Raw genomic sequence first — 14,291 nt, 5'->3', positions numbered from 1 at the left:
GCCTGGCTCCTGTCCGTTCTGTCGCTGATCGGTCCAAAAAGGTTCATCCTCCGCCAAGGAATTTGCGGAGGCTAACCGAAGAAAGGAAGCGTTGCCAGAGTATCTCCCTTCTCCCCGTCACTATACGGGGAGTTGAGGAGTGGTCCGCGCGGCGGACGAAAAGCCAACTGCTTGGCTTTTCGTCCGACGAACGCCGGCAGGCGGATGAGGGGCGGCGCCGGCGTCGCGTTCACCCGGCCCTTCGCAGGCTCCCAGCCCTTCGGGCGTTCAGCCCCTTAAAAAGGTCCACTGGACCTTTTGATCCGCCCGAAGGCGGACCGGGTCTTCACCGTTCGAAGCTCAAAAAGCCAAGCAATTGGCTTTTCGTTCGCTGCGCGAACCGCATCTCACCCCAAGAAAGACTTCGCCTTCATCGTCGCCGGCACCGGCACGCCGAGCCGGCTCAGCACCGTCGGCGCCAGCTGCAGTTGGTCGAGCAGCGTGTCGGCTTCGGGCCCTTTCGCGGGGCCGAAATAATACAGCGCGAAATCCTGCATCTCGTCGTCGTGGCCGCCATGGTGGCCGCGATCGGTCTGGCCGTGGTCGGCGGTGACCATGACCTCGTAGCCGGCTTCGATCCAGCCCGGCAGGAAGGCTGCCAGCATGCCGTCCATCGCGTAGACGGCATGGTCCATCTCGTGGCAGTCGTGGCCGAAGCGGTGGCCCATCGAATCCAGCGTGCAGGTGTGCAGAATGCCGTAGTCGATGCGGTGGCGCTTCGTCAGCATGGTCAGCGTCGCGAACAGGTCGACGTCGCTCGGCGTCATCTGGTTGCGCGCGTTGTAGCCCGTCATGGTGTGGAAGCGGCCATGCGTGATCGGCCCGCCGGGCTCGTCATACTCCATGTCCTCGACCAGATCGAACGGGTAAGAGCGGAAGAATTCCGACCAGTAGGAGTGGGTCACGGCGCCGGTCTTGCCGCCGGCCTTGCTGACTTCGGAGAAGATGTCGGGCTGCGTGACGCGGAACCGATTCTCGTTGGAAAGGATGCCATGCACCTGCGGTGACACGCCGGTGTGGATCGAGGCATAGCAGCAGGCCGAGGTCGACGGCAGCACCGAGCGCATTTTCCAGACCCGCGCCTCCCCCGACTGCACCCAGCCTTCGAGATTGCCCATCAGCCGGCGCCAGTTGCGATAGGGAACGCCGTCGAGGATGATCAGCAGAAGCTTGGATTTGAGCGCCATGGGCTGCTCCATAAGGTCTGGCAGTTGAAACGGGAACGCCGGGTGCCGTTTCGGGCACACGGCGTTCTTACATGTAAATCAGACGGGGCACGCGTATCAGGCAGGCAGGATCCGGCTAAGCGTTGAGCCAGCACTCGGCCAGCGCGTAGCCATCCATCATCTCGCCGATAGGGCTCTTGGCAAAGCCGCTGATCTTGTTGGTGGCGGCGGCATCGATGAACTGGTTGAAGAACGGCACGATCAGGCCGCCTTCGTCGCGCATCAGCACCGCCATGTCGTGGTAGATCGCCTTGCGCTTGGCCTGGTCGAGCTCGCCGCGCGCAGCAAGCAGCATCTTGTCGAACTCCGGCCGCTTGAAGCGCGTGTCGTTCCAGTCGGCGGTCGAGACGTAGCCGGTGGAATACATCTGGTCCTGCGTCGCGCGACCGCCCCAGTAGGAGAGCGAGAAGGGCTGCTTGTTCCAGACTTCCGACCAGTAGCCGTCGCCGGGCTCGCGCTTGATCTCGATCTTGATGCCGGCCTTGGCGCAGGACTGCTGATAGAGCTGGGCGGCGTCGACGGCGCCGGGGAAGGCGACGTCGGAAGTGCGCAGCAGGATCGGGCCGCTGTGGCCCGACTTCTTGTAGAGAGCGGCCGCCTTCTCCGGGTCGAACTTGCGCTGTTCGATGTCGGCCGAAAACAGCGGGTAGGCTTCGTTGATAGGGAAGTCGTTGCCGACCGAGCCATAGCCGCGCAGGATCTTCGTCAGCATCTCCTCGCGGTCCATGGCGAGTTTCAGCGCCATGCGCAGGTCGTTGTTGTCGAAGGGCGCGGTGTCGCAGAACATGTTGAACGGGTAATAGCCCTTGCCCGACACGTTCTCGATGCTGACGCCCGGGATGCGCTTGACCAGGTCGACGACCTTGGGCTCGACGCGGTTGATCATGTGCACCTGGCCGCCCTGCAGCGCGGCCAGCCGCGCGGTGGCGTCATTGATGACGACGATCTCGATCTGGTCGGCATGGCCCATTTTGTCGCCCTGCCAGTAATTGGCGAAGCGCTCGCCGCCATGGCGCACGCCCGGCTGGTTGACGGTGACCTTGTAGGGACCGGCGCTGATGCCGGCATTGGGGTTGTCCTTGCCGCCATTGGGCTGGATGACGAGGTGATAGTCGGCCATCAGATAGGGGAAGTCGGCGTCGGCATCGCCGAGCGTGACGATGACTTCCTTGCCGCTTGCCTTGACGCCCTTGATGTTCTTGAGGATGCCGAGCGCGCCGGATTTGGACTTTTCGTCGGCATGGCGCTCGATGGTGGCGGCGATGTCTTCGGCGGCAACGGTCTTGCCATTGTGGAATTCGATCCCGTCGCGCACCTTGATCGTCCAGGTCTTGGCATCCTTGGAGGCGCCGATCTCCTGCGCGATCATATTGGTCAGGCTGTTGTCGGGCATCAGCCGAACGAGATATTCGCCCCACTGCTTGCCGAAGCTGAAGGTGACCTGGCTGAGGTTCAGCGCGGGGTCGAGGCTGTTGGTCGACTCGCCGCCCTGCAGGCCGGCCTTGAGGATGCCGCCCTTGACCGGCGTCTGTGCGAAGGCTTTCCCGGCCAGCGTCGTTGCCAGCGCTGCCGACACACCCAGCGCCGCCGTGCGGCCAAGGAAGTCGCGGCGCGATATCCGGCCTTGGCCGGCGAGCTCAGCGAGATGGTCGAGTTCCGTCTTCATGTCCTACCCCTTGTTGAAAACAACGTCACGGGCAGCGCCCGTCCGCAAGGACGTGTGGCGCTTTCGTGTTGCATCTGGATGACGACAGCCCCGACCAGCGGATCGCTAGTTCCCCGCGCTGGCCATGCGCCGCCCCTTGATCGCCTTTTCCAGCCAGCCGATTTCCATCTCCGGAACCGACGACAGGAGAAGGTCGGTATAGGCGTCGAAGGGCGGTGTCAGAACCTTGCTCTTCGAGCCGTAGCGGACCACTTCGCCGCGATACATCACCGCGATCGAATCGGCGATCGACTTCACCGTCGCCAGGTCGTGGGTGATGAAGAGATAGGCGACCTTTTCATGCTCCTGCAGATGCAGCAGCAGCTTGAGGATGCCGTTGGCCACCAGCGGGTCGAGCGCCGAGGTCACCTCATCGCAGATGATCAGCTTCGGCTTGGCGGCGAGCGAGCGGGCAATGCAGACGCGCTGCTTCTGGCCGCCTGAAAGCTCGGCCGGATAGCGGTCGACAAAGCCTTTGCCCATTTCGATCTCGTCGAGCAGTTCGGCGACGCGCTTGTCACGCTCCCTGCCGCGCATGCCGAAATAGAATTCCAGCGGCCGGCCGATGATGGTGCCGACGGTCTGGCGCGGGTTCATCGCCACGTCGGCCATCTGGTAGATCATCTGCAACTGGCGCAGATCCTCCTTTGGCCGGTCGGCAAGCCGGTTGGCAAGCGGGCGCCCATCGAAGGTGACGGTGCCTTGCTCGGGCGGCAAAAGGCCGGTGATGGCGCGCGCCAGCGTCGACTTGCCGGAGCCGGATTCGCCCACCACGGCCAGCGTCTGGCCGGGGTAGATGTCGACCGAGACGTTCTTCAGCACCTTGACCTGGCCGCCGCCATAGGCGGCGGTGACATTCTTCACCGACAGGAACGGCGTGACGCCGGGCTTCTGCTCGGAGTGCTCGATCTCATGCACCGATACCAGCGCGTTGGTGTATTCCTGGCGCGGCTCCTTGATGATCTGCCTCGTGCCGCCCCATTCGACCAGACGGCCGTGGCGGAGCACCATGATCTCGTCCGAGACCTGGGCGACGACGGCAAGGTCGTGGGTGATGTAGAGCGCCGCTACATGGGTGTCTCGGATGGCGTCCTTGATCGCCGCCAGAACGTCGATCTGCGTCGTCACGTCGAGCGCCGTCGTCGGCTCGTCGAAGACGATCAGGTCCGGCTCCGAGCACAGCGCCATCGCCGTCATCACGCGCTGCAACTGGCCGCCAGAAACCTGGTGCGGAAAGCGTTCGCCGATGGTTTCCGGGTTCGGCAGGCTGAGTTTCTTGAACAGCGCGACGGCGCGCTTTTCGGCTTCGGCGCGTGTCGCTGTGCCATGCAGCAGCGTGGCTTCCACCACCTGGTCCATCAGCCGGTGCGCCGGGTTGAAGGCAGCCGCCGCCGATTGCGCGACGTAGCAGACCTCGCGGCCGCGCAGCTTGCGGAAACCTTCCTTGCCGCCCTTCAGGATGTCGCGGCCGTTGAGGATCACCTCACCGCCGGTGATGCGCACGCCGCCGCGGCCATAGCCCATCGAGGACAGGCCGATGGTCGACTTGCCGGCACCGGATTCGCCGATCAGCCCAAGCACCTTGCCTTTTTCCAGCGTCAGCGAGACATCGTGCACCAACACGATGTTCTTCGGCGCCTCGCCGGGCGGGTAGACCGTGGCCTCGATGCGCAGATTTCGGATATCGAGCAGCACGCCGGGCTTCGCTTTGCTGTCGGCCATCACCCGCGTCCTCCCTTCAGGCTTGTCGTGCGGTTGAGGATCCAGTCGGCGACAAGGTTGACCGAGATGGCGAGCGCCGCGATCGCTGCCGCAGGAATGAGTGCCGCGGCGATGCCGAAGACGATGCCGTCCTTGTTCTCCTTGACCATGCCGCCCCAGTCGGCGTCCGGTGGCTGCACGCCAAGGCCGAGGAAGGACAGCGTCGACAGGAACAGCACCGCATAGATGAAGCGCAGGCCGAGTTCCGAAACCAGCGGCGACAGCGCATTGGGCAGGATCTCGCGGAAGATGATCCAGGCGCTGCCTTCGCCGCGCAGCTTGGCGGCCTCGACGTAATCCATGACGTTGATGTCGACGGCGACCGCACGTGACAGGCGATAGACACGGGTCGAGTCGAGAATGCCCATGACCAGGATCAGCGTCACCAGGTTTGTCGGCAGCACGGAAAGCACGACCAGGCCCATGATCAGTGTCGGGATCGACATCAGGAGATCGACAAGGCGCGACAGGATGGTGTCGAACCAGCCGCCGAACACCGCCGCCGAGAAACCAAGTATGGCGCCGAGCGAGAAGGACAGCGCCGTGGCCAGCACGGCGATGAACAAGGTAATGCGCGCGCCGTAGATCATGCGAGACAAGAGATCGCGGCCGAGATTGTCGGTGCCCAGCCAATGCGCCGCCGACATCGGTTCCCAGACGTCGCCGACGATCTCGGCATTGTCGTGCGGCGAGATCCACGGTGCCAAGATCGCCGCCAGCACGAACAGCGCCGTCAGCACCAGTCCGATCAGCGCGGGGATGGGGATGCGTTTTATATCGAGCATGCCCGCCCCCTCACTTTGGATGTCTGAGACGCGGATTGGCGACGATCGCCGCAATGTCCGCGATGATGTTCAGGCTGATGTAGACGGCGGCGAAGATCAGGCCGACCGCCTGCACCACCGGCACGTCGCGCTTGGTGACGTGATCGACCAGATACTGTCCCATGCCGGGATAGACGAAGATCACCTCGACCACGACGACGCCGACGATGAGATAGGCGAGGTTGAGCATGACGACGTTGATGATCGGCGCGATGGCGTTCGGGAAGGCGTGCTTGCGGATGACCGCGAAGGCCGAAAGCCCTTTGAGCTCCGCCGTCTCGACATAGGCCGACTGCATGACGTTGAGGATTGCCGCGCGGGTCATGCGCATCATGTGGGCGAGCACCACCAGCGTCAGCGCCGTTGCCGGCAGCGCGATGGCCTGCATCCGCTCGCCCAAAGGCATGCCATCATAGACGGTCGAGATGGCGGGGAATATCTGCCATTTCACCGCGAAGAAATAGACCAGGAGGTAGCCGATGAAGAATTCCGGAAAGGAGGTCGAGGCAAGCGCCAGCCCGGAGATCAGCTTGTCGACCCAGCCGTTGCGATAGCGCACCGCAATCAGGCCGAGGATGATCGCCAGCGGCACGGCCACGACCGCCGCCCAGAAGGCGAGGAACAGCGTGTTCCACAGCCGGCCCTTGATCGAGGTGGCGATGTCCTGGCCGCTCGACATGGCCGTGCCGAGGTCGCCGGTCAGCACGCCGCCCAGCCAGTGGAAATATCTGACATAAGCCGGGTCGTTCAGCCCGAGTTGCTCGCGCAGATTGGCGAGCGACTCCGGCGTCGCCGATTGTCCCAGAATGGCTTGCGCGACGTCGCCGGGCAGGATTTGCGTGCCGGCGAAGATCAGGACCGAAATGGCCAGCAAAAGGAGGATGCCCAGCGCGATGCGCTGGGCAATTAGCTTCAGGATGGGTGAGGACATCTCCGCAAAGCCGGACTCAGGCCTGCAGCCAGCACTTCGCCAGGGCGTAACCGTTCATCAGTTCCTGGTGCGGATCGTCCACCCAGCCATCGACCTTGGCGCCGGTGGCGTCGATGAACTGGTTGAACATCGGCAGGATCAGGCCGCCTTCGTCGCGCACCAGCACCGCCATGTCGTGGTACATCTGCTTGCGCTTGGCATCGTCGAGCTCGGCGCGCGCCGCCAGCACCATCTTGTCGAAGTCCGGGCGCTTGAAGCGCGTGTCGTTCCAGTCCGCGGTCGACAGATAGGCCGTCGAGTACATCTGGTCCTGCGTCGAGCGTCCGCCCCAGTAGGAAGCGCAGAAGGGCTGCTTGTTCCAGACCTCGTTCCAGTAACCGTCGCCGGGCTCGCGCTTGAGCTCGATCTTGATGCCGGCCTTGGCGGCGCTCTGCTGGAAGAGCTGCGAGGCATCGACTGCGCCCGGGAAGGCGACGTCCGAGGTCCGCAGCAGCACGGTGCCGTCATGGCCTGACTTCTTGTAGTGGAACTTGGCCTTGTCGGGATCGTACTTGCGCTGCTCGATCTCGGTGAACAGCGGATAGGACGCGTTGATCGGGAAGTCGTTGCCGAGCGAGCCGTAGCCGCGCAGCACCTTGGTCAGCATCTCCTCGCGGTCGATCGCGAGCTTCAGCGCCATGCGCAGGTCGTTGTTGTCGAACGGCGCCGTATTGCAATGCATGATGAAAACATAGTGGCCCGGTCCCGCATGGTTGCGGATGGTCACACCCGGCACGCGCTTGATCAGGTCGACGATCTTCGGCTCGACGCGGTTGATCATGTTGACCTGGCCGCCCTGCAGGGCGGCGGTGCGTGCCGTCGCATCGTTGATGACGACGATCTCGATCTGGTCGGCATGGCCCATCTTGTCGCCTTGCCAGTAGTTGGCGAAGCGCTCGCCGCCATGACGCACGCCGGGCTCGTTGGTCTTGACCACATAAGGGCCGGCCGAAATGCCGGCATCGGCCTTGTCCTTGCCGCCATTGGGCTGAACGATCAGGTGATAGTCGCTGAGCAAATAGGGAAGGTCGGCATTGGCCTCCTTCAGCGTCAGCACCACTTCCTTACCGCTGGCCTTGATGGTCTCGATGCCCTTCATGTAGCCGAGAGCGCCTGATTTCGACTTCTCGTCGGAATGGCGTTCGAGCGTGGCGGCAACGTCCTCGGCGGTCACGGTCTTGCCGTTGTGGAACTCGACGCCGTCGCGGATCTTCAGCGTCCAGACCTTGGCGTCCTTGGATGAGCCGATGTCTTCGGCGATGCGGTTCTCGAGCTTGCCCTCGGGCGAAAGCTCGACGATCATTTCACCCCAGCACTTGCCGAAGGCGAACGGCACCTGCGTCATGAACAGGGCGGGATCGAGACTGTTGGTGGATTCGCCGCCGACCAGGCCGGCTTTCAGCGTGCCACCCTTGACCGGGCCTGCCGCACGCGCTGCGCTTGAAAGCAGGGAGTTGGCGAAGGGTGCCGCGATGCCGAGCGCTGCCGCCCGGCCGAGAAAATCGCGACGGCTCAGCTTGCCCGCTGCAACATGCCGGCTAAGGAATTCGAGTTCATTCGACATTTTCAGTTCCTCACTCTGGTGGTTCGACTCTGCGGTCGATTTTCTTTGTTAATTCTCCCTGAATAATGAGGGTAAGCCAATGCCGTAAGCAAGACCGAATGCGACATGCCGTGGCGTAAATCGTACGTCGCATTTGGACCAAAGGGGTCGGCGCTCAAACAAGCGCGCGTGGAATTTTCTCCTCGAAATCGCGCTCGAAGACGATTTTCTCACCCTCATAGGCCTCGATTCTGGCGCTGACGATGAAGTTTTGTGCGTCCGACCGCATCTCGGCCCATGTCTCGGTTCGCACAGACCATCCATTTCGCGACAGTGTCTGCGTCCAGTGCGTTTTCCCCGAGGCTGACGATGGATTGTCAGGATGGATCGTCCAGGTCTCGCGGGCGATGCTGCCATTGACGAGGCCATGGTCGAGATCGCGCACCGCGCCGAAATCGTCCGCTATGGAAAGCGTGACGATTCCGGTCTTTTCGTCGCGATCGACATGGCGCTCGGAATTGGCGGCACGGATCGTTTCGGTCGCCCAGGGCGCAGCGCCTTCCGGCTCGGCGAACGTCGCTTCGTTGCCTGTCGCAAGCGGCCGCAACGGCAGAGCCAGTCTCGCCGCCGACAAGGTCAGCTGCACCGGCTCCGGCGAGGGCCAGATGGCAGGCCAGTAGGCGTTCGACACGGCAATGCGTAGGCGGTGGCCGGCCGGCACGCGATAGGCGCATTGATCGAGCACGACGCGCGCCGAGACCGTCTCGCCCGGCACCAGGGCCTGAGGGAATTCATGCGAATCGCGGTGCGTCAAATTGAGCACGCCATAGGAGATCAGCTCCGAGGCGCCGTCGGGATGCACGTCGCAGAGCCTGACCGCGATGTTGGCCTGCGGGCGGTCGGAGGCGAGCGTGACCTCGACTTCCGGCGCGCCGACAATGTCGATGGCCTCGGTCAGTTCCGGCTGGTCGAAACACACCGACAGCGCATCGTCGGGGCGCTGATCACCAGGCAATTCCGGGCCGAAGGTGAACGGAAAATACTCGCCGCCGGCGAGGCCGCAGGTCTGTGGCGAGGCGACGATGGCCGGCTTGCTCCCCTTGGCCAGCAGTTCGATCGTCTGGGCCTTGATCGCGGGCGACGGCCATTCTTTCTCCGCCACCCAGCGGCCGGGCCGCTCTGGATGCCAACGCGCCGGGCGCACGCTGTCCATCACATAGGCGCGGTAGGCGGGATCGTCCTCGACGCCGGTCTCGGCGTCCTTCAGCCAGCGGTCCCACCAGCGCAGCGCCTCCTGCAGGAAGCCGATGGCCGGCTGAGGCCCGGCATAATGCGGGTATTTGTGGATCCAGGGCCCGACAATGCCTTTGACCGGCGCCTCGATGTTGCTGACGAGGTTGGAGATCGTGTTGCGGTACCCGTCATGCCAGCCGCCGATCGACAGAACAGCCGCCTTGACGGCCGAAAAATCCTCGCAGATCGAACCGCGCTTCCAATAGGCGTCGCGGTGCTGGTGGCTGAGCCACAGCGGCAAAAGGAAAGGCTGGTTCTCCAGCCGCGTCAGCCACAGATCGCGCCATCTGTTGTCGCCGGCGATCAGCGGGTCCGGCGGCCGCGACGAATAGGAGAGCATCGTCGACGCCCAGCCGAAATTCTCGATCAGCAGGCAGCCGCCCTTGTAGTGGATGTCGTCGGCATAGCGGTCGACGGTCGAACACAGGCTGATCACTGCCTTCAGCGCCGGCGGCTGCTTGGCCGCCACCTGCAGACAGTTGAAGCCGCCCCAGGAAATGCCCATCATGCCGACATTGCCGTTGCACCAGGGCTGAGCCGCCGCCCAGGCAATGACGTCGCAGGCATCCTGCAATTCCTGCTCGGAATATTCGTCGTCCATCAGCCCTTCGGAATCGCCATTGCCGCGCATGTCGACGCGGATCGATGCGTAGCCGTGGCCGGCGAAATAGGGATGCGTCAGCTGGTCGCGAAAAATGGTGCCGTCGCGCTTGCGGTAGGGCAGGTGCTCGAGGATGACTGGCACCGGATCATCGCCGGCATCCGCCGGCATCCACACCCGCGCCGACAGCCGGCAGCCATCCGGCATGACGATGCCCATATCGGGGAATTCGACGACCTTGCGGGGAAATTCGGTGATGGTTTTCATGGGTGCGCATAACGCCCCGCGGCGAGCCAACTTTCAACCGCCATTCGCGACTGGAGCAGCGAATTATGCGACCTGTGCCGCTACCTGTTCACACGCTCAATTCAGCGGAATGTCGTTTTCGCTCTTGCTCGCCTGATAGGTGCTGGATAGCTCGTCGTAACACGCCGAGATCTTGCCGATGCGCGCCTCAAGCCGCTGGCGCTCCGCCTCGGGCAGTGTCCGCACCAGCCTGCGGATGGAAAAACTCTTCCAATAGGCGTTCTCGGCATTGTAGCCGCCGGGGTCGAGGGTGAAGACCTCTTTCAGGATCTTCAGGTCGTGCGGGATGGCAAAACTGTCGCGCGAATCCTCGTGGCTGAAGAGGTAGTAGAAATTGTCGAAGCCGGTCCAGGTGATCGCCGACAGGCAGAGCGAGCAGGGCTCATGCGTGGCGACGAACAGGGCATCCTTGGTGTCGACGCGCTCGGCTTTCGGCATCTCGTAGAACCGCTTCAGGCAATGCACCTCGCCATGCCAGAGCGGGTTTTCGATCTCGTTGTTGGTCTCGGCCAGCACCAGTGAGCGGTCGTCCTTGCGCAGGATCGCGGCGCCGAACAGCTTGTTGCCATGGGTAACGCCCTCGGCCGTCTTCGGCACGATGTCGTGCTCGATGACGTCGAGCAGGCGGTCGATCAGGGAAACGTCGGTCATGAGAATCAAAGCTTTCAGGGGAGATGGATCTCGTAGGCGTGCGAGAAATGGAACTCTTCGAGGTTGGAGCCGTCGCCGCCACGGTCGACGATCAGGAAGTCCTGGGGCTCGCCAAGCGGCGTCAGCACGCCATGCCAGAGATTGCGCGAATAATTGATGCCTTGTCCGGGCGCGGTGATGAAGGCGTGCGGCTCGCCCGGCCCCTCCTTACCGTCATGGCAGACGACGACCAGGAACGGACGCGGCGACAGCGGGATGAAGGCCTGGCTGCCGAACGGATGCCGCTCGACCATGGTCAGTTTCAGCGGCAGTTCGTAAGGCGTGCCGCTCACCATCGAGATCAGCACGCGCGCGTTCGGTCCCGTCGCCTCGGCGGTCGCCAGATCATGGTAACGCTCGGCCTTGCCGCCATTGATCGGGTAGTGGTTGTCGCCCCCCATGTCGATGACATCGCCGAAGGGGGCGAAAGCCTCGCGGGTCAGCGGCTGTGCTGTGATCCGGGTCACCGCGCGCGACCGCCAATGCCCGCCCCGCCGAGCTTGGCGTGCCGGTTGACGTCCTTGTAGAGCAGATAGCGGAATTTGCCCGGGCCGCCGGCATAGCAGGCCTGCGGGCAGAAGGCGCGCAGCCACATATAGTCGCCGGCCTCGACCTCGACCCAGTCCTGGTTCAGGCGATAGACCGCCTTGCCTTCCAGCACATAGAGCCCGTGCTCCATGACATGCGTCTCGGCGAACGGAATGACGGCGCCCGGCTCGAGCGTGACGATGGTCATGTGCATGTCGTGGCGCAGATCGGCCGGGTCGACAAAGCGTGTCGTCGCCCAGCGGCCCTCGGTGCCCGGCATCGGCGTCGGCGCGATATCCTGCTCGTTGGTGAAGAAGGCTTCCGGCACGTCGAGACCGTCGACCACTTCGTAAGCCTTGCGAATCCAGTGGAAACGAACAGCAGCCTTGGCCTCGTTGCGAACGGTCCAGCCGCTCGCCGGCGGCAGGAAGGCAAAGCCGCCGGGCCTTAAGCTATGCTTCTTGCCGCCGAGCAGAACGGTCAGTTCGCCCTCGACCACGAACAGGGCGCCTTCGGCGCCGGCATCGGGTTCCGGGCGGTCGCTGCCGCCGCCGGGCTCGACCTCGACAATGTATTGCGAAAACGTCTCGGCAAAACCGGACAGCGGCCGCGACAGGATCCAGACGCGGGTCTTGTCCCAGAACGGCAAGGCGCTGGTGACGATGTCGCGCATCACGCCTTTGGGGATGACGGCGTAGGCCTCGGTAAAGACGGCGCGGCCGGTCAGAAGCTCGCTCTGGCCGGGATGGCCGCCATGCGGTGCGTAGTAGGTGCGCTCTGGCATCCTGATCGTATCCATGGGTTCAAACCTATTGCGGTAGCATGTCTCTGAGGCGGAGCAGCGCGATACGCTCGACCTGTTTGCAGGCGGTCTCGAATTCGACGCCGCGGCTGTTGCCGATGCGCGCCTCGAATTCCGCCAGGATTTGCTCCTTGGTCTTGCCCTTCACAGCGATGATGAAGGGGAAGCCGAAGGTGGTGACGTAGGCGGCATTGAGCTTGGAGAACAGCTCGCGCTCCTTGTCGGTCAGCGCGTCGAGGCCGGCGGAGGCCTGTTCCCGGGTCGATTCCGCCGTCAGCCGCCTGGCCTTGGCCAGCTTCCCGGCAAGATCGGGATGGGCGTTGAGCACGCCCAGCCGCTCGGTTTCGCTGGCGGAACGGAAGATGCGGCAGAGCGCATTGTGCAGGCCGCCAGCCGTATCGTGAGCCGGGCCGAGCTCCAGCTCGTAGGCACGCTCGGCGATCCAGGGCGAATGCTCGAACACGCCGCCGAATGTGTGAACGAAGGTTTCGAATTCCATCTTCGAGGGGCGCAGCGCCGCCGGCTTGTAGGGATGGTTCTCCTGCCAGTGCCTCGCGATGTCGATGCGCCGCGCCAGCCAGACCTTGTCGTGCGATCTGACATAGTCGACGAAGCGCTTCAGCGCCGCCACCCGGCCCGGCCGGCCGACGAGGCGGCAATGCAGGCCGATATTCATCATGCGCGGCCGCCCGGCCTGGCCCTCGGCGTAGAGCGTGTCGAAACTGTCCTTGAGATAGGAAAAGAACTGGTCGCCCGAGTTGAAGCCCTGCGGCGTGGCGAAGCGCATGTCGTTGGCGTCGAGCGTATAGGGGATGATGAGCTGCGTGCCGCCGGCATGCTCGTACCAGTAGGGCAGTTCATCGTCATAGGTGTCGGAGACGTAGTCGAAGCCGCCCTCTTCGGCCACCAGCCGCACCGTATTGACCGATGTGCGGCCCGTATACCAGCCTGTCGGGCGCTGGCCGGTCACCTCGTAGTGCAGCTTGATCGCGGCTTCGAGGTCGCGGCGCTCATCCTCGGCGCTATGGTCGCGGTAATCGATCCACCGCAGCCCGTGCGAGGCGATCTCCCAGCCGGCGTCCTGCATGGCCGTGACCTGGTCGGGCGAGCGGGCGAGTGCCGTGGCGACGCCGTAACAGGTCACCGGGACCTGCGATTCGCTGAACAGGCGCAGCAGCCGCCAGAAGCCGGCCCGCGCGCCATATTCGTAGATCGATTCCATGTTCCAATGGCGCTGTCCCACCCACGGTGCGGCGCCGACGATTTCCGACAGGAAGGCTTCCGACGCCTTGTCGCCATGCAGCACGCAATTCTCGCCGCCCTCTTCGTAATTGACGACGAACTGCACGGCGACATGCGCCCCGCCGGGCCATTTCGGATCCGGTGGATTGGCTCCGTAGCCGCGCATGTCTCTGATGTAACGCATTGCCCCTCCTGCCGGACGCTGCCGGAAGTTGTGATCAGGATAGTCGAAAGGGTTGCCGCCGCATTCCCTTGAAATTTTTGAAAGTGTTTTTGTGCCGCTCCGCTCGACCGGGACTTATGCATCGCCTTTAATTGGCGCACAATTCATTGCTTTGTTCTGATGTATCGGGCCAGTTCGTTCATATTGGAAATGGGAGGCGCCAGTGGCAGAAACGTCGAAAGCCGATGGCGGACGTCTGACGACGCATGTCCTCGACACAGCGACCGGCAAGCCGGCGGCTGGGCTGTCGATCGCGCTCTACCGTCTCGACGGTTCGGCCAGGACGCTTCTGAAGACGGTTGCAACCAATGCCGATGGCCGCTGCGACGCGCCGTTGCTGGCCGGCGGGGAATTTCGCGCCGGCGAATACGAATTGGTGTTCGCGGCCGGCGACTATCTGCGTGGCCGGGGCACAAGACTGCCCGAGCCGGCGTTCCTTGACAGCGTGCCGATCCGCTTCGGCATGGCGGAAGCGGTGCACTATCATGTGCCATTGCTGATCTCGCCATATGGCTATTCGACCTACAGGGGGAGCTGA

The 14,291-nt window shown here is 63.6% G+C and carries 12 protein-coding genes; 1 reads left to right on the top strand and 11 read right to left on the bottom strand.

The genetic code is table 11. The annotated features are described in order from the left end of the window. Positions 1-386: 386 nt before the first annotated feature. The 11 genes from JG746_RS01895 to puuE form a co-directional block, all read right to left on the bottom strand. A complete protein-coding gene (locus tag JG746_RS01895; RefSeq protein WP_202356643.1) occupies positions 387-1,226 on the bottom strand; it encodes an alkaline phosphatase family protein in 840 nt (279 codons plus the stop codon). A 115-nt stretch (positions 1,227-1,341) separates the two neighbouring features. Further along, positions 1,342-2,931, bottom strand: coding sequence for an ABC transporter substrate-binding protein (locus JG746_RS01890; RefSeq protein WP_202356642.1), 1,590 nt, complete (start codon positions 2,929-2,931; stop codon positions 1,342-1,344). 105 nt (positions 2,932-3,036) lie between these two features. After that, positions 3,037-4,692: an ABC transporter ATP-binding protein gene (locus JG746_RS01885; protein WP_202356641.1), complete on the bottom strand. Its 1,656-nt coding sequence runs from the start codon at positions 4,690-4,692 to the stop codon at positions 3,037-3,039. Further along, positions 4,692-5,516 (bottom strand): ABC transporter permease, encoded by an 825-nt coding sequence (locus JG746_RS01880; RefSeq protein WP_140777838.1) that lies wholly within the window; start codon positions 5,514-5,516, stop codon positions 4,692-4,694. Before JG746_RS01880 ends, JG746_RS01885 begins: the two co-directional genes overlap by 1 nt. A gap of 10 nt (positions 5,517-5,526) precedes the next feature. Further along, positions 5,527-6,486: an ABC transporter permease gene (locus JG746_RS01875; RefSeq protein ID WP_202356640.1), complete on the bottom strand. Its 960-nt coding sequence runs from the start codon at positions 6,484-6,486 to the stop codon at positions 5,527-5,529. A 16-nt stretch (positions 6,487-6,502) separates the two neighbouring features. Then, entirely contained in the window at positions 6,503-8,089 is a 1,587-nt protein-coding gene (locus JG746_RS01870) for an ABC transporter substrate-binding protein (protein WP_202356639.1), read from the bottom strand. 154 nt (positions 8,090-8,243) lie between these two features. Continuing rightward, the gene (locus JG746_RS01865) at positions 8,244-10,229 is read right to left on the bottom strand and encodes a CocE/NonD family hydrolase (RefSeq protein ID WP_202356638.1); all 1,986 of its coding nucleotides are present in this window, start codon (positions 10,227-10,229) and stop codon (positions 8,244-8,246) included. 96 nt (positions 10,230-10,325) lie between these two features. After that, on the bottom strand, positions 10,326-10,919 hold the full coding sequence (locus tag JG746_RS01860) for a nucleoside deaminase (RefSeq protein WP_202356637.1): 594 nt from the start codon (positions 10,917-10,919) through the stop codon (positions 10,326-10,328). Between the two features lie 14 nt (positions 10,920-10,933). Further along, positions 10,934-11,425, bottom strand: a complete 492-nt coding sequence (locus JG746_RS01855) for an ureidoglycolate lyase (RefSeq protein ID WP_202356636.1) — start codon at positions 11,423-11,425, stop codon at positions 10,934-10,936. Beyond that, positions 11,422-12,285 carry a bifunctional allantoicase/(S)-ureidoglycine aminohydrolase gene (locus JG746_RS01850; RefSeq protein WP_202356635.1) on the bottom strand — a complete coding sequence of 288 codons (864 nt, stop codon included), beginning with the start codon at positions 12,283-12,285 and terminating at the stop codon, positions 11,422-11,424. The genes JG746_RS01855 and JG746_RS01850 overlap by 4 nt, the downstream gene beginning before the upstream one ends. Positions 12,286-12,295: 10 nt before the next feature. After that, positions 12,296-13,714 (bottom strand): allantoinase PuuE, encoded by a 1,419-nt coding sequence (puuE, locus tag JG746_RS01845; protein WP_202356634.1) that lies wholly within the window; start codon positions 13,712-13,714, stop codon positions 12,296-12,298. Between the two features lie 202 nt (positions 13,715-13,916). On the opposite strand from puuE, the gene uraH reads away from it, so the two are divergent. Then, positions 13,917-14,291, top strand: coding sequence for a hydroxyisourate hydrolase (gene uraH, locus JG746_RS01840; protein ID WP_202356633.1), 375 nt, complete (start codon positions 13,917-13,919; stop codon positions 14,289-14,291).

The organism is Mesorhizobium sp. 113-3-3 (assembly GCF_016756495.1).
In the GTDB taxonomy this organism is placed as follows: domain Bacteria; phylum Pseudomonadota; class Alphaproteobacteria; order Rhizobiales; family Rhizobiaceae; genus Mesorhizobium.
Note: the sequence above shows the minus strand (reverse complement) of the source record. Positions and strands in the feature narration are given on the sequence as shown.

What these genes read in the sequence shown, in the direction of transcription:
- JG746_RS01885 (WP_202356641.1), bottom strand. Translation starts at nt 4,692, where the DNA reads ATGGCCGACAGCAAAGCGAAGCCCGGCGTGCTGCTCGATATCCGAAAT.
- JG746_RS01860 (WP_202356637.1), bottom strand. Translation starts at nt 10,919, where the DNA reads ATGACCGACGTTTCCCTGATCGACCGCCTGCTCGACGTCATCGAGCAC.
- JG746_RS01880 (WP_140777838.1), bottom strand. Translation starts at nt 5,516, where the DNA reads ATGCTCGATATAAAACGCATCCCCATCCCCGCGCTGATCGGACTGGTG.
- puuE (WP_202356634.1), bottom strand. Translation starts at nt 13,714, where the DNA reads ATGCGTTACATCAGAGACATGCGCGGCTACGGAGCCAATCCACCGGAT.
- JG746_RS01870 (WP_202356639.1), bottom strand. Translation starts at nt 8,089, where the DNA reads ATGTCGAATGAACTCGAATTCCTTAGCCGGCATGTTGCAGCGGGCAAG.
- JG746_RS01875 (WP_202356640.1), bottom strand. Translation starts at nt 6,486, where the DNA reads ATGTCCTCACCCATCCTGAAGCTAATTGCCCAGCGCATCGCGCTGGGC.
- JG746_RS01850 (WP_202356635.1), bottom strand. Translation starts at nt 12,285, where the DNA reads ATGGATACGATCAGGATGCCAGAGCGCACCTACTACGCACCGCATGGC.
- JG746_RS01865 (WP_202356638.1), bottom strand. Translation starts at nt 10,229, where the DNA reads ATGAAAACCATCACCGAATTTCCCCGCAAGGTCGTCGAATTCCCCGAT.
- JG746_RS01895 (WP_202356643.1), bottom strand. Translation starts at nt 1,226, where the DNA reads ATGGCGCTCAAATCCAAGCTTCTGCTGATCATCCTCGACGGCGTTCCC.
- JG746_RS01890 (WP_202356642.1), bottom strand. Translation starts at nt 2,931, where the DNA reads ATGAAGACGGAACTCGACCATCTCGCTGAGCTCGCCGGCCAAGGCCGG.